We start from the raw sequence: 22,399 nt of genomic DNA, 5'->3' as shown, positions 1-22,399 counted from the left end.
TTTGCCGAGCTTATGCTCAAATCCGTGAGCGTGTCCTAGTATCATCCTTAATATTCTTAAGCATCATTAGTCTTATTTCTCATCCTAAGAAAACCAACTGATGACCCGCTTTCGATAACTACATTCTAGCCAAAATAAACGCCGAGAAAAGTCACTCTACTCCATTTAAATACACATCTCACATGTCAGTAAATCGTTAGAAAAATGTAATTGCCTGATTTTAAAAGATTAACAATAATTTATAACGTTAAACACTGACAACTTTAGATAAGATCCCTTACACACTTGTAGGATATTGCTTACAAAAGCGTGAGCAAGTTAATACTTCCAGGGTTATTTGCGCCATAAACGCTTTATCATTTGACCAAACATGACCCAATCTGCCCATAAACTGTATAGCGGATAAGTGAATGTTGCGGGGCGATTTTTTTCAAATATAAAATGCCCTAACCATGCAAAACCATAACCGACTACCGGCAACCACAATAGCTGCCACCAATGTTGGTTAATCAGAGTGTTAATAATAATCACAACAATAATGCTACTGCCAATGTAATGCAGTCTTCGACAAACGGGATCTTGATGTTGCGACAGATAAAATGGATAAAACTCTGCAAATGAAGAATAACGCTTAGGTTCCATTACTCACTCCTTATTAACAACTCGCTAATGGTATGCTCTGTTAGTATTAGATTATTTCATTTTAGACACTATGCCTTACTGTAAAACAATATTTCACCTTCAATATTGCCAATACTCACAGTGGCAATGCTGACAAATTCTTGTTTCACGAATGCTTGATGGTGCGAAGAGTTACTCACAAATACCCCAATGCCATCAAGCCCAGGTTGCTCATCACACCAACTCAATACCGCTTGAATTAACTTGGCACCATAACCTTTTTGCTGCTCATTGGGGGATAAGGCAATAAATTGCAAAACCCCGCATTTTTGCGAAGGAAGATGTTCTAAAATGCAGGTCTCTTTTTGCATTAACCCTTGAGTTGATTTCCATCCTGTACCCAACATCATTTTAAAACGCCAATGCCAATAACGCCCCTCACCCAAAGGTACTTGTTGCGTAATCACACAGGCAACCCCAATTAAACGGTCACCGTCAAATAGGCCAATTAAAGGTTGTTCTTGTTGCCACAGTTCATTTAACTCTTCACGAATCGCCGCTCGAAGTTTCTGTTCGTATTGTTGATTGTCATCTTGCCCAAGTACCTCGATAAAATAGGGATCATCATGATAAGCATTATAAAGAATAGAAGCTGCGACTCGTAAGTCTTCTGCCGTCAAATAGACTGCACGTAAAGTTTCCAAGGTGTTATTGTCCATTATTATTCCTTGTTGGTTAACTCGCTAAACTTAACTTAACAAGTTTGAAACATTGTACAAGTTTTGTTTACCCATTTTACCTGTTAGCGGTTGTGAGTGTCAGTTGTTTGCAATTTATCTCATCAAGACGGATACTAAAATTGTTTATCTAACCATCATAAGGAATGCGCCAAATGGACACTACATCAAATGATTTAAGTCACTTATTTAAGCAATTAGGTTTGCCTCACGATCAAGAGGGAATCGACGACTTTGTTATCCAAAACAAACTGGATAAACACACATTAATTACTGATGCCGATTGCTGGAATTCAGGTCAAAAAGCATTTTTAAAAGAGGCATTATTACAAGACGCCCAATGGTCAGAAGTGATTGACCAATTGGACGTGATGATGCGAGCTAAATTGTAATTAACACTTAATGCCGGATAACCTCACTCGGCAATTAGTGCTGTCTATAGGCGGTATCACCCCAGCCCACTAAAACGTCATCTTTGAACACAATTGGCGTGCATTCATCTTTGGTTGTTTTACCATCGCCTTCTGCCCATTGGGTACGATAAAACAACACTTTGATGGATTGCTCTGCATTATTTTGAGCCGACTTGGTATAAGCTTCACTAAAATCAGCCGTTCCCATTAAGGTTGTGACTTGATCACTGCTCATTCCCATAGACAATTTGCTCAACAGATCACGATTTTTATCTTGTTGCACTTGCCAATAATCAGCACTTTTACCCGATTCATGGTCTCCGACACTAATAACACAACCACTTAATGCTAGTGATGTTGCGCCAATTAATGCCGCTGCGATAAGTTTTAATTTCATGTTGCATCCTTTTTGTTAAAATAAAATCCGCATTGTATTTACAGATCCTTTAAGCCAAAATCGTGCCATAAAATAATATACTGATTTATATAGCTTTATGTTTTAATTCAACAAGAATTAGTTAATCTCACTATATGGAATTAAGGAATTAAACCAACAATGAGTCCAATTGAACAAGTGCTTGCCGCAGCAAAATCAATTGCTAACAATGGCCATACGCCCAGCTTGGCGCTGATAAAAAGTCGTTTAGGCAATAGCATTCCGATGCCTATTCTTATCCAAGGTTTACAACAATTTAAGGCGCTGCCTAAATCTGAGTGGCAACATTTACCGGAATTAGCAGACATTCCATCAATAGCCGATGTCCCATCACATGATCAACCCGATCTTACTCAAGTGATTCAACAGGTTATGGCCCTACAACAACATATTAGTCAGCTAACCCAACGAGTTACTGAGTTAGAAAACCAATTACAAAATAATATGACTCAAAGCTACATAATCAATAATAAGGCTGAGCAGTAGATGTTTGTCACCGAACTACGCTTTGAATGTTTTGCCGATACGACAATTGATACGGTAGAGAAAGCCATTAACGCTTTTCTTGAAGCCTTACGAGCTAATGGACAAATTTTAGGACGTGAATTTGCGGTCGCCTTTAATGACGGTGAATTTAGAGTTCGTTTGCTGTTACCTGAAAAAACCAGCTTAGCTAACCGCCACAGTAGCCCATGGGTAAAAGTGGCCTTAGCAGGCCTAACTGCAGCGAAACTATTGGCCCCTAGAGAGAAATTCATCGGCCAAGACATTAACTCCGAAGCCAGCAATACCGATACGCCTTCATGGCAACTGCTGTATACCAGTTATGTGCATATGTGTTCGCCACTGCGTAATGGCGATAACCTGTTACCAATACCTCTTTATCAGCTGCCAGCTACTTTTAATGGCGATCACAAACGCATCATAAAATGGCAAACAGAATGGCAAGCATGCGATGAACTGCAAATGGCCGCAGCCACTAAAGCAGAGTTTGCAGCTTTGGATGAGATCACTCGAGCGGACAGTGACTTATTTAGACGCGGTTGGGATTTACGTGGCCGGATAGAATATTTAACTAATATCCCCACCTATTATTACTTATACCGTGTGGGCGGCGAATCATTGCAAGCGGAGCTAGCTCGCCCATGCCCACGCTGTGGATCTAAAGATTGGAAGCTAGATGAGCCACTTTTAGACATGTTTCACTTTCGCTGCGAGCCTTGCCGTATTGTGTCTAATTTGTCTTGGGATCATCAATAAATGGAATTGTGCCATTGAGTTATCAGCAGATTATTTCCTACTACAAAGATTGTTATAAGGAAGATAGCGCCTCCATCAATCTTTGGAATGTGAACAAGTTTAAACAAGAAGATCGTCTCATTCTTGAAGGGCAAGATGAACTAGGCACTGGTTTTTTACCTCGTTTTCCTATCCTGCAAGAATTTGCTGAGCCAATGCTTAAGCGAGTGGCAATGTACCAAAGGGAAAGAATACTGCTGTACGCACGATTTCTATTTGTCGGTAAAGTGACTATAAAAGATGAGCTCAAAACGGTTGTCTCACCGCTGCTGTTTAATGAAACCACCATTGAACAACAAAACAATAATTTCTATTTTTCAGCCCAAACAGAAGACACTGAAATCAATGAAGCCCTGCTGCAACAATTGCTACCAGAAGATAATGAGCTTTCAGAAAATCTCATCAATGAAGATATACATTCACCATCTTTTTGGACCTCATATTTTAGCAGTAATCAAATTGACATAAACTCACTAGAGTTATTGCAATATCCCAGGCTTGCTGGGCACCAAGACATTAAAAAAGCATTAACCCAAGACACTCCCCGCTTATTACCTATTTCGATGCTACTTTTTGTCGAGAGGTCATCGAGCAGTCGCGGTGTTCTTCACGAATTAGAAAGTATCATTAACGCTAACGAACAATCAGCTCCTATTTGTAAACTGTTTAACCAAACGTTTGAAAAACGTGCTGTAAGACTCAGAGCCCCAACACTTAAATATGACTTTTTACCGGGGTTATTATCTACGCCACAAAAGAAAGTTATTCATATCGCTGCCAATGCCGATTTAGGCTGCGTATCTGGTCCGCCAGGAACGGGCAAGAGCTACACCATATCTGCTGTTGCTGCCGAACATATGGCGCGCGGTGAGTCGGTGCTTATTGTGGCCAATAATGACGTAGCCCTTGATGTGATTGCAGATAAATTGGCGAGTAATTTTAACTTGGGCGACGTGTCTATTCGCGCAGGACAAAAAGCATTTTTAAAACAATTAAAAGACTATACCGCGGACTTACTCGCAGGATACTTTAGCGATGACTTAAGCCAAAACCCGCAAGCATGTGAAGACGAACTGAATAAGCTGCAACGATTACTGATAAAACTGGAAAAACGTTTCCTGGCGTTCAGTCGCAGGTCTATTCGCCGTGGTTTGCACCTACATAAACTTCAAGCACAACAATCAACATGGCTAAAACGGGTTTATTTGTTTTTTACCCAAGGGTCAATAAACCAATGGCATCATCAATGGGATGCGTTAAACGCCATTAATAAACACACTGTTACGCGGGAAACACTGGCAGCTGAATATCTTAATGCACTAAAAAAGAATAACTTAAACACATTAGTTAATCAGCACCGTAAATCGCTACAGGCTTTTAACCAAGCGATTCGCAGTAGAACGTCCAGTAAACAACTCGCGCTATTTGAAAAAATAGAATACGCCACATTATTTGCCGCATTTCCCATCTGGCTAGCAAGCTTAAACAGCCTACACAGGGTATTGCCACTTAATCGTGAAATGTTTGATTTAGTGATTATTGACGAGGCAACACAATGTAACATTAGCAGTTGCTTACCTGCGCTATACCGTGCAAAACGTGTATTGATTGTTGGCGACACAAAGCAATTAAAACATTATTCCTTTTTAGCCAGAAGCAAACAAACTCAATTGCTTGCCAAAAATAATGTGCCCGAAAGCAGCCCAGGAGCCATCAGTTATCGAGATAACTCCATCTTAGATTTAGCGTTAAAAACATTAGCTAGTGCGCAAGAGTTGGCCTTTTTAGATGAACACTTTAGAAGTAAGCCTGAGCTGATTCATTTTAGTAACCAGTCTTTTTATCAATCTAAATTAAAAATCATGCAACACCGACCCTGCACCAGTTCAGGCCATTTACACCTTCACCGTGTCGCCGGTACTCGTGATACATCGGGCGTTAACCCACAAGAAGCACAGAGTTTATTAGCAGAGATCCAACATCAAATAACACAAGATGCCCAAACTGGCATCACTCATAGTATTGGAGTTATCTCGCCTTTTAGCGCGCAGGCTGAATATATTGCCACATTGATTGAGCAGAAGATCCCTCAAACAGATGTCATTAAACACAGCATACGTGTAGCCACGCCGTTTGGGTTTCAAGGCGAAGAGCGGGATATCATGCTGATTTCGTTTGCGATTGATAACGACAGTAAACGTGCGGCTGCTTATTTAAATAAAGCGGATGTGTTTAACGTCACCATTACCAGGGCACGTCAAAAGCAGTTGATATATTTGTCTATGGACGACTCGTTATTACCAGAACACAACCTGTTACGCCAATATGTTACTTCTATAACAACCTTTAATGCCAAACACAGCGTGACCTCAGAGATAGACACATTTCAGCAAGAACTTATTGAGGCGTTAACACAGTACAATATTGATACTTGGCCTGGGTATACCATTGCCGGTACCGAAATAGACCTATTGTGTCGTTATGCAGACAAATACCTTGCTGTTGATCTTATTGGTTTTCCTGGGCCTTGGGCTAACTTTTTTGAGCTAACAACCTACAAATTATTTAAACGGGCTGGCGTTGAAGTATTGCCCATAAGCTACGGATTGTGGATTGTTGATAAACAAGCGTGCATAGACAAAATAACTCAGACACTAAAGTGTGGAGTAAATAACCTAAGCGAAGCATAAAGGAGGATGTTACGAGCAAGATGAGTGTTTGAATGCTCGTGTTTGAATGCTCGTGTTTGCATGCAATGAACGCATTAAAGCACCATAAAATGGCACTTCAATGCTTGATGCGGTTACTTTTTGCGTAGCAAATAATCCCACATGGTTTTAATGCGTTGCCAAATACCTGGATGATCTACCGTATGAGGTAATTCCTCGACGGGTTTTGATGGCGGTTTGATCATCGGCGATATTTGCTCTAAAAACGCCGTTAATGATTCGGCTAATTTAGTGCGCTGTTTTTCACCTGGAATTTCAATCCACACGCTGCCATCATCATTATTTACCGTTAGCATTTCGTCGTCATCACCTAGCACACCGATAAACCAAGTTGCTGGTTGTTTGAGCTTTTTCTTCATGATCAAATGACCAATTACATTTTGTTGCAAATTTTCGAAGTCATCTTGATTCCATGCTTGGAGTAATTCACCGTCGCCAAATGATGCAGTAAACGGTAATGGCGCGGAAAAATACTGGCCATAAAATGCATGAATATCTTGGTGTAATTGAATATTTAATGCATGCTCCACGTTACTAAAGTCAGCAACATTGTCACGTTTAATGGGCTGCCAGAACACAGTATCATCAGTGTCCGCATTAAAGGTGCCTTGAATACATATTGAGTCTTCGCCCAAAGGATAATAGCGCGGAAATTCAGATAGCGTATCTTGATAAGATTTAAGATAGTTTTTTATAAAGCAATCTAATGCAGATGAACAAGACACTTAAGCCACTCGTAGTTTATAATAAAACCATATTTTGACACGGAAACCGATTAGATGACACACAATCACGACCCTTATAGTGATGCAGCAGCATTAAAAGGCCTAACATTAGGCCAAGCAACTGCTTATCAAGCTGAGTATGACGCGTCACTGCTGCAAGGGGTTCCACGTAAACTTAACCGAGATGCTATTGAATTAAGTGGTCAACTCCCTTTTCACGGTACCGATATTTGGACCGGATATGAATTGTCTTGGCTTAATGCTAAAGGCAAGCCTGTTGTTGCCATTTTGGAAGTTCAGTTAGATATCAACAGTGTCAATTTGATTGAATCTAAATCTTTTAAGCTGTACTTAAATAGTTTTAACCAAACTAAGTTTGACAGTGTCGAAGCCGTACAAGAAACGTTAAGCCGCGATTTAATCGCTTGTGCCCAAGGTGACCTGACCGTCAAAGTCATCGAACCAAAGCATTTTAATCTCGAACGTATTATTGATTTACCGGGTACTAGTATTGATGACTTGGATATTGAAGTCGACGAATACGCATTTAATCCCGATCATTTAATCGGTGGTACAGATCCTGACAAAAACGTGGCTGAAACACTGAATTCAAATTTATTGAAGTCTAATTGTTTAATCACCTCTCAGCCAGACTGGGGCAGCGTGATGATCCGTTATCAAGGCCCTAAAATTGATCGTGAAAAACTGCTGCGCTATTTAATCTCATTCCGCCAGCATAACGAGTTTCACGAACAGTGCGTTGAGCGTATTTTTATCGACTTAAAAAAATACTGCCAGTGCACTAAGTTAACCGTTTACGCACGTTATACGCGTCGTGGTGGCTTAGACATCAACCCGTACCGCAGCGACTTTGAAAACCCACCGGAATCTAATCGCCTCGCGAGACAATAATCGCCATCACATATAGCGATATTAACAAAAAGCCAATCTCTCTAAGATTGGCTTTTTGATTAATGTTCCCTGCATTATGAAGAGCCATATGCATCATGCATCAGTTTTTCAATTATTTCCCTTAACCAAATACATGACTTATCTAATGCATGTTTTGTCGGCCAAATGCTGTATAAATTTATTGGCCGAGTCTTAAAAGGTAATTCAAGCAAGGTTAGTTTAAACAGTTGCGCATAGCTTTGGGTAAAAGTATATGGCGCTATGCCTATGGCATTCGACTTACTGATTAACGACAACATACTCAAAATAGACGACTGCTCACTGTATAAAGTGCGCTGCGGTAATGGATCATTAGAAATGATATCTGCAACACGCATATTATCGCGATGTAGACGATACATAACGTGCTCGGCGGCAAAAAAATCATCGCTGCTGACATGGTTTTTTATCACTGGATGATGTTGACGTACCACACAAATAATCCGCTCTTGGGCGACCTTTTTAAAACTAAACATTTTTAGTTTTGGCGGCATAATATCCACTACCAAATCTACTTTTTGCATTTGTAAGTCTTGAAACTGTTCCGCCTCTAATACTGGTGAATTACGTAGCACCACCCTGACAGACAAATTAGCTAATGCTGTATCTAATTGCGGTTGTAATAAATCGATAACAGCTTCATTGGCATAAATGGTAAAAACTCTTCTAGAGGTACTGGGATCGAACGCTTTAACTCCCATCAAAGTTTGCTCAATGGTATCTAGCATTGGCTGAACAGTATTAAATATATGTAACCCTGTTGCTGTAGGTTCAATACCACGACCAACACGAATAAATAATTCACAACCCAGTGTGTTTTTAAGACGGCTAATCGCATTGCTCACAGACGACTGCGTCAACCCTAACTGTTCTGCTGCGCGGGTGATTGATGATTGCTGGCATACAGTACAAAAAACTCGCAGTAAATTTAAATCCAATGCTGGCAATTTATTGGCAAACGCATCGCTCATACTCATTCCTTTTTAGGCCAAATACATTCATATAAAAAATGTTTTATCACCATTTCACTATAGTTATTTTTTGGTATTTAACCACTAAGATAGTTTCATCAACGTTAAAACATTTATCTTTAACTATATGAGGACTTACCATGAAAAAATCTATCATCGCACTATCAATGATTTCGACCCTGTCACTCAATGCTTTAGCCGCTCAGCATGAACACGACCACTTAAGTGTCGATTACCAGGGAAAAGAAGCGACTCCAGCAACGGCAGCCCACAATACCGAGGTAGCCAAAACGCTTAACTTTAATGACAAAAATGCGTTCACCCGTTTCAACCAAAATAGAATTGCCGAGTTTGATCAAGCCACCGCAGATATTCTGCGTGCAGAATTTAGCTTTATCAGTGATAAATATCCTGACTCAGTTAACCCGTCGCTATACCGCCAAGCACAGCTTAATATGGTCTCGAACGGATTATATAAAGTCACCGATGGCATATATCAAATTCGTGGTACTGACTTGTCAAATATGACCTTAATTCGCGGTAAAACCGGTTGGATTGTTTATGATGTGTTATTAACCAAAGAAGCGGCGCAGCAATCTATCAAATTTGCTTTTGAACACCTTCCTGAAGGGAATACATTACCGATTGTTGCAATGATTTATTCACATAGCCATGCTGACCACTTTGGCGGAGCCCGGGGGATTCAAGAGCTATATCCTGATGTAAAAGTGTACGGGTCAAACAATATTACAACCGAAGTGGTTGCCGAAAACGTACTCGCAGGCAACGCTATGAGCCGTCGAGCCAGCTACCAATATGGAGCAACTTTGGGCAAACATGATCATGGTATTGTTGACGCTGCGCTTGCTAAAGGTTTATCCAAAGGTGAAATTACCTACGTAAAACCCGACTACGAACTTAATCAAAAAGATAAATGGGAAACCTTAACTGTCGATGGACTTGAAATGGTGTTTATGGATGCCTCAGGAACAGAAGCAGCCAGCGAAATGGTCACTTATATTCCTTCAATGAAAGCCTTATGGAGCGGGGAATTAACCTACGATGGTATGCACAATATCTATACTTTACGCGGCGCAAAAGTACGCGATGCATTAAAATGGTCAAAAGACATTAACCAGATGATCAATTCATTTGGTCAAGATGTTGAAGTGCTATTCGCATCGCATTCAGCACCAGTATGGGGTAACAATGAAGTAAATCAATACCTTAAAATGCAACGCGACAATTATGGTTTAGTTCATAACCAATCACTGCGATTAGCTAATCAAGGCGTAGTATTACAAGATATTGGTGACGCAATTATGGACACCATTCCACAGCAGGTAAAAGATCAATGGTACACCAATGGTTATCATGGCACTTACAGTCATAATGCTAAAGCTGTTTATAACATGTATTTAGGCTACTTTGACATGAACCCAGCTAACTTAAACCCATTGCCAACGCAACAAGAAGCGACAAAATTTGTCGAGTACATGGGCGGCGCCAACAACGTTGTCGCAAAGGCCAAAGCAGACTTTAGCCAAGGTGAATACCGTTTTGTAGCTACAGCGCTTAACAAAGTGGTTATGGCAGATCCAAGTAACCAAAGTGCTCGAGATCTACTAGCCGACACCTACGAGCAACTAGGTTATCAAGCTGAAGGGGCTGGTTGGAGAAACATCTATTTAACCGGTACTCAAGAGTTAAGAATAGGAATTCAGCCAGGCACACCTAAATCAGCCTCTGCAGATGTATTGAGCGAAATGGATATGCCGACTTTATTTGACTTTTTAGCCGTAAAAATAGATAGCATTGCCGCAGATAAACTGGGCGATATTAGTTTAAATGTGGTGACTAAAGCCGATAAGACGGAAGTTGAAAGCACCATATTTGTAGAGCTTAGTCATGGTAATTTGAACAATATTGTTGTTAATAAACTTCAAAAAGCTGATGCAACGTTAACCATTGCCAAAGCAGATGTTGTCAGTATTTTATTAGGTCAAACCACGTTAACGCAATTAATTGAACAAGGTGATGCAAGTATGACTGGCGACAAACAAGCCTTTGGGAAAATTGCCTCGACCTTAGTACAATTCAATGACAAATTTGAAATTGTACCGTTAAAATAATTACCAGATCGTACCATCTTCTTGGTCTTGATCTTGGCTTTAGTCTTAGCCGAAGCATTGCTTCGGCTAAGTCATCAACGGTTCCATCAACCCAACAAATCATCAAAGCTTAATTGGGCACACGATAAGGTGTTGTAAATAGAGTAAGGTTCAATTACCACGTTAGAAACAGCTGAGTTAGCCAACCCCAAAGTCACCGCAAAACGGTATTCATTATCGAGTCGTCCCATCACCGTTTGCCAACTAAAATCGGTTGCGGCAGGCTGTTTGCTATCGGTAAAATTCAGTTTTACCGGCTTAAGTAACTCAATTGACTGACTGTGATTATCAGCCCGTTGCAACGGGGTATTGCACTGCTCTGCCAGGCTAAAATCAACACTGAATGACTTAAGTGATAACGCTAATCCCAGTCCGCGTGCTTTTATGTAGGATTCTTTTACGGCCCATAAATCAAAAAATCGTTGTCGTTGTAATGCCTCGGGCAATTGCAATAAGGTGTTGGTTTCTGTTTGAGTAAAATAGTGATTCAAAATGGGCACTATGTCGGTACTGCTACGCTGTCGTTCAATATCGACACCAAAACAAATATCTTGTTCAGGATTGTATACCCACTCGTTACTCGCTCCATCAATCGTTGGCTCAGTTTTTTCTTCAGCATTGGGTGCTATCAATACTCCAATCATTAGCCATTGACCACTGTGGCTTAAATTGAAATGCAGCCCAGTTTGCGCCAACAAATCTTGTGTCAGTGCAGGCTTACCTTTAGCGCCGTAAATAAAACGCCATTGTTGAGGCGTTAATGCACTGTGCAGCGATAATACAGCCCGAAGCGCTAAGCGCACTTGCAACGCATTATGACGCGCCGACACGCTTTTATAACGACCAACCTTGGCCAGTTCATCATAACTTAACCAACCTAAGGCTAAACCCACTTCATAATCAGCTGGTGATAACGCCCCATTAAGTGGCACAAAATAAACATAAGGCTGAGAAAGCCCAGTTGATCGAGTGGTTGATCGAGTGTCTGGTCGAGTAGCTGAATGATTAGTGAGTTGAGTTATTGAAGACATGACCGACATAAAAAACACATAACACTCTGTTAAACGATAATACGGCTAAACTACCTCAATAAACCCGATGCCGCGAGAATTTTGTCAAATATCCCCCATATAACGAGTGATGCAAATAAGCATTTTCTGCATCAAAAAAGTTATTTTCGCTTTTACTGTTGATGATTGGCACTAATTCATCAACAATCACCGCTATCACCGCTATCACCACAACATAGAAAGCTTATACATTCATGCGCACAGTCAGCCTAGTCATTATATTATTGTTATCGGTACTCAGTTCAAATGCTGCGTTTGCTCAATGGCACCAAAAGAGTTTTGATGTCATGGGAACGCTGGCACATGTTGAGTTTTGGCTACCTGACAATGCCGAAGCATCAACGGCAGATGGCTTAATTGCCGCGGTAGAGCAAGAAATGCAGCGCATTGATCAAACAATGAGTCCTTATATCGCCACCAGCGAACTCAGTCTCATTAACCGCGATGCAGCCAAAAAACCCGTGACCATCAGCCCAGAGCTATTTGATTTACTCACCGACGCGCAAGACATTGCCAAGTTAACCAATGGCATGTTTGATATCACCTACGCCTCCGTAGGTTACCAATACGATTATCGTAAGCACCAAAAGCCCGACCAAGCAGCCATTAACACCGCATTAAAAGCAATAAACTACCAAGCAGTAATACTTGATAAGTCCACCTCTTCAGTTCGTTTTGCTAATGCTGATGTCAAAATTGATTTAGGCGGCATAGCCAAAGGGCATGCGGTTAAAAATTGCATTGCTATATTGAAAGATTCAGGCATAGAACATGCTCTTATCAGCGCTGGCGGCGACACCACATTACTCGGCGATCGCATCGGACGCCCTTGGTTTGTCGGCATAAAACACCCTAGGGCAGACGACAAAACCGCGGTGCAATTACCATTAAGTGACGAGTCGATTTCAACCTCTGGCGATTACGAGCGTTACTTTATCGAAGACGGCGTGCGCTATCATCACATTATTAATCCCAAAACCGGCGACTCAGCACGCAATGTTGTCAGCGTGTCAATTATCGGTAAAAATCCAACTTATGTGGATGCCCTATCCACCGCCATCTTTGTCATGGGGTTACAAAAAGGCATGTCGTTAATCAATGAGTTACCAGAATACGAAGCGATCATAATAGACAATCAACAAACGTTACATGTATCGACGGGATTACAGCAAGACTAAATTTATTGGTTCTTGGTTATTGGTTATTGGATTATTAGCTGCGAGACTTAGAGAGCTTAAAAAGTCTTTACGCTTCAGCATTTATAAAATATATACTGTTATGAATCATGAATTTTTTGATACAAAAATAGGATGTTAACGGATGAAAGATAAACTAATAGGCAGCTGTTTTTGTGGTGAAGTTACATTCGAAGTTGTTGATAGTTTTAAAGCCTTTTATCAATGCCATTGCCATCAATGTCAAAAACTAACAGGGACTGCTTTTGCGTCAAACTTAATTACCGATACTGTAAATATAAAATGGATTACAGGGCTCGATTTTATTTCGACTTACGAACATCCTCAAAGATCATTCTCTAAAGCATTTTGCAAATCTTGCGGCGCAGCAGTGCCATTTATTAATAAAAGCAAAACGTCATTGATTGTGCCCGCAGGCTCATTAGATACAAGCATAACGATGGCGCTTGAAGCCAATATTTTTGTATCTGAAAAAGCATGTTGGTCAACTGCAGAGTCTGCTATAAAACATTACTCGCACTACCCTGAGTAATCATTTATTAGTCTAGGCAGTTGTTTGCAAATAGATTCCCCCTTTAAAGCAATTAGGTTTTCTCGTAAGCAACAAGAAAACCTAATTATCAACGCTAGCAACAACAAGATCTACACTATTGGTTGAAACGCAGTTAACGAATCGAGCATAGTGGCATTACCTAATCCTTGTTCTGGGGCAATTGAGGTAAATTGGCTTTGTTCGCCATGTAGAGCCATATAATTTAGCAATACGGTTTCTACCAACAAGTTAACGTTATTGGCCGACGGGGCTGACGCGGTATCAACGGATGCATCGCTGCGCATAAAACCAATTTGTTGTTTCCTGGCCATTTGGTCGGCGCTGCCACCCATTAGCTGTGGTTTGCCAGACGGATTGTAAACCAAAAAGAAAGACGCACCTGTTGATGAATTATCGCCAGTCCATTCGCCTTTACCGCGCCCTTCCATTGAGTCATCGATGCGACCATTACTGGCAACTGAGCCATCACTGAACACGTATAGCATTAACGGCATATTACGACGTGAAGCATATTCTAAACACGCGCCCATGCAGCGACCGGCTCGTAAGTCTCTTAACTCACCTGTGGCGCGCTCGCCAGTGTGATAGTCAAACCCCCCCATGGTGACCGTGCCCGCACCAGAAAAGCCATTAACCACTAACTTCATAATGGACGCTGTTTTTTGGAACTCAGACTCAGAGTCAAATTCATTAATCCCAAAAATGCCACCAGGACCGACAATATCAGGGTCTAACAATGGGTTTAATGTTGATGGGTCGCCAAAACGGTCGGCAAGGTCAGCACTTTTAACATAACCACAATTAACCAAATCTTTAATCACATCACCGCGGGTAACTTGCGTGTTCACTGCCGCCATTTTTTGCGCGCTAATACGTTGAATACTTTCCATCACGGCCACAGCATCACGTTGCGACAATAAACTGAATAAATCACCTACATCCACTAAACCCGTTACGTCTGAAGGGCGATCAATTTTAGTGGGACGTTTGCTTAAATCGATAAAGTTGGTGGGCGCCATTGAATTGCCGCCGGAATCTGAGTTACGGGAGCCCACTAACGGCATTAACGAACCGTTCGCCCCTGCTGCTGCAATGGCATACATTGGATTGTGTGGATTATTGCCCGTGTCATTGTCTGAGCGATTTGGGATCACAGCACCGTTGATGCGTGATGCGGTATCTGACGATACTTTCTCTAAAATCCCGCGTAAAAAAGCCGAGTCAGAGTGAAACGCCAGCCCTAAATCAGTATTAATAAAATCAGACATTCCCGCATTGGGGTTCGCAATTGACGGAGCCATATCACCAGGTAAACCCAGCTTGTTATAACCGGCCGTGGATAAGAAATCTTGCTGGCCACCTGCGCCGCCAACCAACACATTAGAACCCGCTATATTGGCACCACCGGCTAAATCGAAACTAATAAACGGAATTTTGCCCGCCCCTTGTACGCTTATGCCGCAAGAGTCTCTTAGTGCTTCAAGATCGGGTGATAGCGCCGCATGAGCATTGTTAGGGTTAGCAAACAGGCTAAATAACGATAAACCGGCAACTGCAGCGCCGCCTTTGTACAAGCCTGTCGAAATAAAATCTCGCCTAGTCATCGGCTTACTATGGTCAGCAAACAACAATGGACTGTCTGGATGAAGGTGCTTAGGTCTAGTCATTGTTGAATCCCTTTTGTGCCCGTATTACGGCTATATCAGTTGCATGGGTTAATCGTGAAAACGTCAATCCAGCAACCGTTTGCCTTGACTGCTGTACGGTTGATGCTATCAATCGCTGTAAATATCGTTTCATACTGTCACCCCTATTGCACTAGCATCACGGCACTGGCCAATACGGCAGCACAACTAGACTTAGCGATAGTACGGGTGCGCTCTGCAGTACAGGTGCCACTACAAACCGACAGACCGCTCACTAAGCTATCAAGTTCATTGTAAACCGAACTTTGACTTGGCTGACTGGCTAACGATAATGGCATAAGTTGGTTAATTAACGGGTTCAATAAATTGGCGCGCTCAGTGGTATTTAACGCCACACTAGGTACGGCAGTAAAGTCCACATCTGGGAACCAATTACTGCGAATCGTGTTGTCTTCAATCGCAGTATCACAATAGGCAATGGCAAGCTGGGTGATGCCCATTTGCTGCGCAGAGATAAAGGTTTCGATATTTTCAAGACTCGGTAATTGACGTTTAACTAACTGATAGGTGTTAAATACTTTAGTCGATTGTTGGTCAACACCCGTGAGCATACTCATACTGTGATTGATTTCAGCAAAGTTACGCACACCGACTTGAGCCGATTGAGTGGTTGCTGGCACCTCGGCAGGGGTAACAAATACCCCAGGTAACACTACATTGGTGTGTTCGCCTAATTGTTCAAAGGTTAAGAAAAACTCATCCAGATTAGCGCCTTTTTCAAGGGCGATAATAGTACCCAATGCTGAGATAGAAAACGGCTCTGCAATCGCTTGCCCTGCCGATACTGATAAATCGAGATTCGCGTATGACTGGCCTTGAGCACTTTCTTTACCGTTAATACCGATACGTAAGCCTTTTAACGCAAAGCTGTCTGCTACTGGCGTACCGTCAATGTTCACAATGGCAGCATTACTAAACAAATAGCTGTAGTTATCAAACTGACTGACTTCAAACATGACGTAGGTATTGGGAAGATCAATTAAATGGCTAATCGAGAAAAGTAAAAAGAACTTTTCACCCACTCCAACATTATAATTTTGCTGTACTTGCTCAGGTGCGAGTACCCGATTATAAATGGCTAATAAGCGAATATCGCCTTGCCATACATGCTGGTTTGACGCTTCTCTACCCAAAATAAGCGCGAAGCTGTCGTCCCAATTGGCAAGTGGCGAAATGTCTTCATCGACCACATCAATCAATTGACCATTAACGTAAATACTGCGGCCAGTGGTGGCATTGTAAGTCATCACTACATGCTGCAATGTGGCTTGTAATACCTCATCCGCGTCTGGTGTACTTAATGCTGGCTCGCCATTGGTACTAGATGCTTGAGTGCGCAGCATAAAGTCATAGTTATATTGAGTTTGGCCTAAGGTAAAATTACGTGCGCTGTCTCCCGCAGAATAGGTCACTATTCTGGCTGGACCTTCTTGAGTTACATTATTAGGTGTCACCCAAGCCTCAACAGAAAACTCACCTGTTGCGGTAATTAAATCATGCAGTTTTTTGCTGTTAGCGGTACTCGCCTGCGCTTTACCGTTAGTAAACGACAAGCCCCAACTGCCCAACCAATCTACATCACCGGTTAAGGTCAAATTAGCGGCTGGAGATATGCCTGAGGTGTCATAAGCAATGCTGCCCTCACCTGTTTTAAATTGATATAAAGCAATTACGTCAGTTTCAAAACGGCCACCACTTGAGGCGGTAATGCCATCGGTTAAACGTAATGACTTTGACACCACCATGTCTGGTGAAATCTCATCAAGTTCAATGCCATCACTGAGCGCCATAATCGCATCGCGCATTTCAATGCTATCGTCTACACAATTGCTCCAGCAGTTATGAAACTCCGAACCTAAACGCACCACAAGCCTTGATTGCGCTAGGTCGTCTAAGTTAATGACTCCTTTGGCGGCTTCATAAGCTTGGCTCACATCGGTGCTGGCAAAAAATGGCGACTGGGGAGATTGTGCTGCTTCATTATGGCAAGACACACAATATTGATTCACGATGGGATAAACGTGCTGACTGAATAAACTGCTGTCATCAGGGAAGTTTTTACTAGAACCTGGATCACGAATAACCGGTGCAGTCAGCTCAATAGTATTGACCGTACTAACACGCTCATCGGCCCATAACTTGATCCATTGGGTCATGGTTTCACCACAAGCTGAATCACTGGCGAGCCAACAATTGTGTCCACCAGCGACTTTACTGACTAAACGTGAAGCTTTAGGGTCGGTTAAGTCAACCAATGGATTCGTGGCAGCATAAGCATCGTTAACGTTATTTCGACTGGCAAAATAAGGCGCTTGATTACCTTCTGTATGGCACGCACCGCATTTGTCTTGGGTTGAGATGTTATCCCACAACGATGCTTTGTATTTTTGAATATCAGCCGTTGCTGCTGCAGGGCCGGTATACACGTCAGATTGTGGCGTTTGTTGCGCAGGCGGATTCTTTTCAACATCCCCGCCACCACAAGCAGAAAGCCCGATGATTAATGAGGCAATAACAAGGCCTTTAGCCATTAAATATTTCACGGTTATTCTCCCATACAGTAGTTGCCAACTTCAGCAAAAACGCGCTTAAGTTGGTAAGAGTGCTGTTTAAAAGAAGCCGTAGTAGCACTAATTTGTGCAATATCAGCTTGGCTTTCTGCGTCTCGTAAACACACAGTTTTAAACACCTTTTTAACTTGGCATTGGGCGAAGGCATTACTGTTTGCCAGCTCTTGGCCTAAGGATTTAGCCCCACTACCTTGACCAGACAAACTGTTATCCCAACCCAATTTTTGATTAGGGCCTTCGCGCCAGTAATTGTTCCATCTATCGTTTGGTGTGGCATAGCCAAAAGGAAAACTGGTTGAATTGATATGATACTTACCTTGCACTCGTGTGCCGGTGGCGGGGTCGGTTTGACCGCTGGTGTTGTAAGCTATTGCTCCAGCTTCACCCGTTGGGTCTTGGTCACGGTTAAACTCATATTCATAAAAAGCAAACGCTTGCGCCAGTGGATCCATACCACTGTGACAACTTGAGCAGTTATTGATAAATAAACGGCTGTCTCCACCAGGGCTGCGGCTCACATCTTGTCGAATACGATCGGTTGGGCGGGTGTTGTCTTTTAATGGCTCTAAATCGGTACACAAATGATTCATTAAGGTAAAACGAAACATCGCGCGGTTAGTGCCTAAATAGAAAAACTCTTTCGCAGCGGCGCGGCTAGTTAATACCCCTGCCGTTGCATCAGCAGGTAATCCATTCACACTCGATTGAGTGGTGCGCTCTAAACCATCTTTTAAATCAATAAATTGGTCTTCTAATGCCTGATAATGGTCATTATTGTTGCGATTGTAGCCGGGTAAATTTAAACTATTCTTACCCACATATACCATGTCGGCTTGCAGAATATCTCTAAAATCAACATCGTCTCTAACCGCACCAATCACAGTGGCTGAATAGTCATTTAACGGCGCAAAAATGTCTTGATCAATATTGGTCCACGGTGTGGCGAATAATTTCAACGTCGTAGAATAAAATGCCGGTGTTTCCATTGCGAGGTATGCCGCTTCGATGGGTTTGCCGTCATCAAGTAATGCTGCCATATTTTGCAATGTGGTTTCGGAAGCTGGAACCCCAGCTATGCGGTCATGCAATTGTTTTGCTTGCTCTAAGCTGGCAGCAACCACATTGGCCGACAAAAGGCTCAATACACCAAGTGCTAATACACTCATAAACGGCTTAAAATGCATCGTTTTTCCATAATAAGATAATAAGCTGAAGCTTTTTACCGTACGAAGTCGTTGCTTCATACTGTCTCCTTGTTAGCACTTGACTGCCTGGTATTGAACTGAAATTGATATTTGGACATGATAAAAATCGAATGGTGCTGATTAAATCATTCAACGGCTCACATTAAAAGTTTTTATTTTGTTAATTTTTTTGACACTTGCAGCCAATAACTTGGCGCCAAAAAAGCGTCTTGCCGTGTCAAAATAAAGTATTCAAATATTTAATAAAAAATGTTGAAACACTGGGCCTAGAAAGCAATAATGTCAGCCGCAATAGGGTTTTGCTATGATACTCACAAAAATAATAAATCGTTAAGGAAAACAAATGAGGCCGACTTTGGGCTATAACATTATGATGTTTACGGTAATTACATTGTTATTGGGATGTAACACCGAAACAGCAATTAAAGATCAACAGCCTGATCCCGTTCTTGTTGAATATCCTGTGGCTTATATTGAGCGTAATTTAACTGCGGTCGATCAAAATCCTGCACAATTTGAAGATCTTAATCCAGGCCATTTTAATCCTGGCGCGCAACTGCTAATTAAAAGAAATGCATTTGCAGACTCTCCAGCAACCAATTTAACGACAACATTGTTTGGCACTGATCAGCTTATTGATATTCGCGATTTGTCGGTGTCAGATGATGGTCAACAACTGCTTATGACCATTCGCGCACCTGAAATCGACGGTGTTGACGACGATGAACAACCTAAATGGAACATCTGGCGTTATACGGTAGCAAGCCAAATCTTAGAACGAATCATCAGCAGTGACATAACGGCAGAGCAAGGCGATGATTTAATGCCGGCGTTTTTGCCCGATGGCAGAATTATATTTGCCTCAAGCAGGCAGCGTTTATCTCGGGCAATTTTGCTTGATGAAGGTAAACCACAATACACAGCATTAGATGAAAGCCGTGCTAATGAAACCTTTAACATCCATGTAATGGACCCAGACGGCAGCGCCATTAAGCAGTTAACCTTTAACTTAAGCCATGACTTTTACCCATTGGTTCTGCAAAGCGGAAAGATTTTATACAGCCGCTGGGATCGAATGGGCGGCGACCACGGAATTAACCTGTACCGTATGAATCCAGACGGAACAGAAAACGAATTAGTATTTGGCTGGCATTCGCATCAATTGACCCTTGACGGCCAAACCGAATCGATTGATTTTATCAAGCCACAACAATTAGCTAGCGGCGAAATATTGATGTTGCTTTCATCACAGGACGACACCAAGATTCAAAAACGTCCGGTGCTGATTAATATTGACGACTACATTGATGCCCAGCAAGCCACTGCCAATTCTGGCGCGCAAGGCGAAGCGATTACAGACGCCACGTTATCAGAATTTAACGTCTCATTTTCTGCCGCATTATCAGAAACAGGTAGAATCAATCATTTATACCCACTACCCGATAACAGCCAGCGCTTTTTAATGAGTTGGGATTTGTGTCGTGTTGTTGTAAATGACATCGTCCGCGCCTGCGGTCAACTCACCGCGGAGCAACTCGCTGACGATAATCTGATTCAAGCCGATCCCTTATACGAGCTATGGCTACTCAACAATGCCAACAACACCCAACAATTGGTGGCCACAACAGCTCAAGGGACGGTGCTAACCGAATCGGTGGTGATGCAACCTAGCGCACAACCAAAAACCTTTATCGCGGACAAGGTCGTCGGCAACGAACTTGATTCACAGCTAAGTCAAGAATTGGCTGGTTCTATCCACATTCGCAGCGTATATGACTTTGATGGTATCGACACCACTGCCAACGTAGGTGGTATTAGCCGTTTAAGTGACCCATCGCAAACACCCGCAGCCAACTTACCGGCTCGCTTTTTACGGATTGTGCGTGGTGTTCCCATGCCACCCGACGATGTTAGAGACATTGCCAATACCGATTTTGGCCGCAGTAATAACCAACTCATGCGCGAAATTGTCGGTTATAGCCCAATTCAACCCGATGGTTCAGTCAAAATAAAAGTGCCTGCTAATGTCCCATTGGCCATCAGTGTGTTAGATATCAATGGTCAGCGTATTGGCGGACGCCACAATCAATGGATCACGTTAACGCCGGGTGAAACCCTAGAATGCACCGGCTGTCATACTGCTAACAGTCAACTGCCTCATGGCCGACTCGACGCCCAGGCCGCTAGCATTAATACCGGAGCCGCGGGTGGTTCTGCCTACCCTAATGCCACAAGCAATATCATTCCTGCGCAAGGACAAACCATGGCCGAAGCCAATGAAATGGTCAATGGCCTTGCCGAGCTTAGCGACAGTATTAAATATCAAGATATTTGGACTAACCCAGTATTGTCTGCCGTTAATCCAAATGTTGAATACAGTTACAGTAATTTGGCCACACCGGCGCCTAATGGCAGCGAATGCTTTGACAATTGGACGCCCTATTGCCGCATTCAAATCAATTATGTTGAACATATTCAACCGCTGTGGGACTTAGCTCGACCCGTTATAGACGCAACAACTCAAATAATCGTTGCCGATAACACTTGTACCAATTGCCATAATATCGTCGATGCCGATGGCGCGGCGCAAGTGCCTGCGGGACAGTTGTCGTTAATCAATTCACCTTCGAGCGATCAAGCTGCACACTTAACCTCATACCGTGAACTGTTTTTTAACGATGTTGAGCAAGAAGAAGTCGATGGTATTTTAATCGACAAATTAGTTGAAGTGCTTGATGCCGATGGCAACGTAGTTTATCAAGTAGACAGTAATGGTGAGCTTATTCTTGACGCAGACGGTAACCCTATCCCGGTGTTAACCACAGTCAATGTGCCGGCAATTTTATCGACTAATGGCGCGCGTTCAAGTAACACATTTTTTGAGGTGATGAATAACACCACCCATCAAAATATGCTGTCGGCCGATGAGCTCAAATTACTTAACGAATGGTTAGACATTGGCGCGCAATATTACAACACGCCATTTTACTCACAGGACTAACAAAGCATGCCACAAGCAAAACCATAGGTTTGCTTCATGACTTTG

The 22,399-nt window shown here is 42.3% G+C and carries 18 protein-coding genes; 9 read left to right on the top strand and 9 right to left on the bottom strand.

From position 1 onward, the window contains the following. Positions 1-333: 333 nt before the first annotated feature. Together CXF88_RS16990 and CXF88_RS16985 are read right to left on the bottom strand one after the other, a co-directional pair. Positions 334-642, bottom strand: coding sequence for a DUF962 domain-containing protein (locus tag CXF88_RS16990; RefSeq protein WP_101087775.1), 309 nt, complete (start codon positions 640-642; stop codon positions 334-336). A gap of 68 nt (positions 643-710) precedes the next feature. After that, the gene (locus tag CXF88_RS16985) at positions 711-1,340 is read right to left on the bottom strand and encodes a GNAT family N-acetyltransferase (protein WP_101087773.1); all 630 of its coding nucleotides are present in this window, start codon (positions 1,338-1,340) and stop codon (positions 711-713) included. 173 nt (positions 1,341-1,513) lie between these two features. On the opposite strand from CXF88_RS16985, the gene CXF88_RS16980 reads away from it, so the two are divergent. Continuing rightward, positions 1,514-1,750, top strand: coding sequence for a DUF2789 domain-containing protein (locus CXF88_RS16980; protein WP_101087772.1), 237 nt, complete (start codon positions 1,514-1,516; stop codon positions 1,748-1,750). A gap of 34 nt (positions 1,751-1,784) precedes the next feature. On the opposite strand, the gene CXF88_RS16975 is transcribed toward CXF88_RS16980, so the two are convergent. After that, entirely contained in the window at positions 1,785-2,168 is a 384-nt protein-coding gene (locus CXF88_RS16975; protein WP_101087771.1) for a DUF3192 domain-containing protein, read from the bottom strand. Between the two features lie 159 nt (positions 2,169-2,327). Here CXF88_RS16975 and CXF88_RS16970 point away from each other — a divergent pair, with 159 nt between their 5' ends. The 3 genes from CXF88_RS16970 to CXF88_RS16960 are packed head-to-tail and all read left to right on the top strand — an operon-like array spanning position 2,328 to position 6,196. Beyond that, positions 2,328-2,693 (top strand): hypothetical protein, encoded by a 366-nt coding sequence (locus CXF88_RS16970; protein WP_101087770.1) that lies wholly within the window; start codon positions 2,328-2,330, stop codon positions 2,691-2,693. Next, on the top strand, positions 2,694-3,467 hold the full coding sequence (locus CXF88_RS16965; protein WP_101087769.1) for a Zn-ribbon-containing protein: 774 nt from the start codon (positions 2,694-2,696) through the stop codon (positions 3,465-3,467). It abuts the gene before it with no gap. Between the two features lie 8 nt (positions 3,468-3,475). Beyond that, positions 3,476-6,196 carry an AAA domain-containing protein gene (locus CXF88_RS16960; RefSeq protein ID WP_101087768.1) on the top strand — a complete coding sequence of 907 codons (2,721 nt, stop codon included), beginning with the start codon at positions 3,476-3,478 and terminating at the stop codon, positions 6,194-6,196. A 113-nt stretch (positions 6,197-6,309) separates the two neighbouring features. Here the strand turns inward: CXF88_RS16960 and syd are convergent, their stop codons facing one another. Then, entirely contained in the window at positions 6,310-6,960 is a 651-nt protein-coding gene (gene syd / locus CXF88_RS16955; RefSeq protein WP_101087767.1) for a SecY-interacting protein, read from the bottom strand. A 54-nt stretch (positions 6,961-7,014) separates the two neighbouring features. Between syd and queF the strand changes: the two genes are divergently transcribed. Then, entirely contained in the window at positions 7,015-7,872 is an 858-nt protein-coding gene (gene queF, locus CXF88_RS16950; RefSeq protein ID WP_101087766.1) for an NADPH-dependent 7-cyano-7-deazaguanine reductase QueF, read from the top strand. Between the two features lie 74 nt (positions 7,873-7,946). Here the strand turns inward: queF and CXF88_RS16945 are convergent, their stop codons facing one another. Next, the gene (locus CXF88_RS16945) at positions 7,947-8,882 is read right to left on the bottom strand and encodes a LysR family transcriptional regulator (protein ID WP_197708463.1); all 936 of its coding nucleotides are present in this window, start codon (positions 8,880-8,882) and stop codon (positions 7,947-7,949) included. 140 nt (positions 8,883-9,022) lie between these two features. Here CXF88_RS16945 and CXF88_RS16940 point away from each other — a divergent pair, with 140 nt between their 5' ends. After that, positions 9,023-11,014 (top strand): alkyl sulfatase dimerization domain-containing protein, encoded by a 1,992-nt coding sequence (locus CXF88_RS16940; protein WP_101087764.1) that lies wholly within the window; start codon positions 9,023-9,025, stop codon positions 11,012-11,014. Between the two features lie 86 nt (positions 11,015-11,100). Here CXF88_RS16940 and CXF88_RS22200 read toward each other — a convergent pair whose 3' ends face one another. Then, a complete protein-coding gene (locus CXF88_RS22200; protein WP_101087763.1) occupies positions 11,101-12,093 on the bottom strand; it encodes a 4'-phosphopantetheinyl transferase superfamily protein in 993 nt (330 codons plus the stop codon). Between the two features lie 224 nt (positions 12,094-12,317). Between CXF88_RS22200 and CXF88_RS16930 the strand changes: the two genes are divergently transcribed. Then, entirely contained in the window at positions 12,318-13,301 is a 984-nt protein-coding gene (locus CXF88_RS16930; protein ID WP_101087762.1) for an FAD:protein FMN transferase, read from the top strand. A gap of 142 nt (positions 13,302-13,443) precedes the next feature. Then, entirely contained in the window at positions 13,444-13,851 is a 408-nt protein-coding gene (locus CXF88_RS16925; protein WP_101087761.1) for a GFA family protein, read from the top strand. 110 nt (positions 13,852-13,961) lie between these two features. On the opposite strand, the gene CXF88_RS16920 is transcribed toward CXF88_RS16925, so the two are convergent. The 3 genes from CXF88_RS16920 to CXF88_RS16910 all read right to left on the bottom strand — a co-directional run bounded on the left by CXF88_RS16920 (position 13,962) and on the right by CXF88_RS16910 (position 19,392). Next, a complete protein-coding gene (locus tag CXF88_RS16920) occupies positions 13,962-15,539 on the bottom strand; it encodes a general secretion pathway protein GspF (RefSeq protein ID WP_101087760.1) in 1,578 nt (525 codons plus the stop codon). A 143-nt stretch (positions 15,540-15,682) separates the two neighbouring features. Next, positions 15,683-18,121, bottom strand: a complete 2,439-nt coding sequence (locus CXF88_RS16915) for a LamG domain-containing protein (protein ID WP_242445189.1) — start codon at positions 18,119-18,121, stop codon at positions 15,683-15,685. A gap of 2 nt (positions 18,122-18,123) precedes the next feature. Beyond that, positions 18,124-19,392 (bottom strand): hypothetical protein, encoded by a 1,269-nt coding sequence (locus tag CXF88_RS16910; RefSeq protein WP_101087759.1) that lies wholly within the window; start codon positions 19,390-19,392, stop codon positions 18,124-18,126. A 304-nt stretch (positions 19,393-19,696) separates the two neighbouring features. Between CXF88_RS16910 and CXF88_RS16905 the strand changes: the two genes are divergently transcribed. Then, positions 19,697-22,354 (top strand): PD40 domain-containing protein, encoded by a 2,658-nt coding sequence (locus tag CXF88_RS16905; RefSeq protein WP_101087758.1) that lies wholly within the window; start codon positions 19,697-19,699, stop codon positions 22,352-22,354. Positions 22,355-22,399 lie beyond the last annotated feature (45 nt).

Origin of the sequence: Shewanella sp. ALD9, assembly GCF_002836315.1 — a bacterium.
Lineage (GTDB): Bacteria > Pseudomonadota > Gammaproteobacteria > Enterobacterales > Shewanellaceae > Shewanella.
Note: the sequence above shows the minus strand (reverse complement) of the source record. Positions and strands in the feature narration are given on the sequence as shown.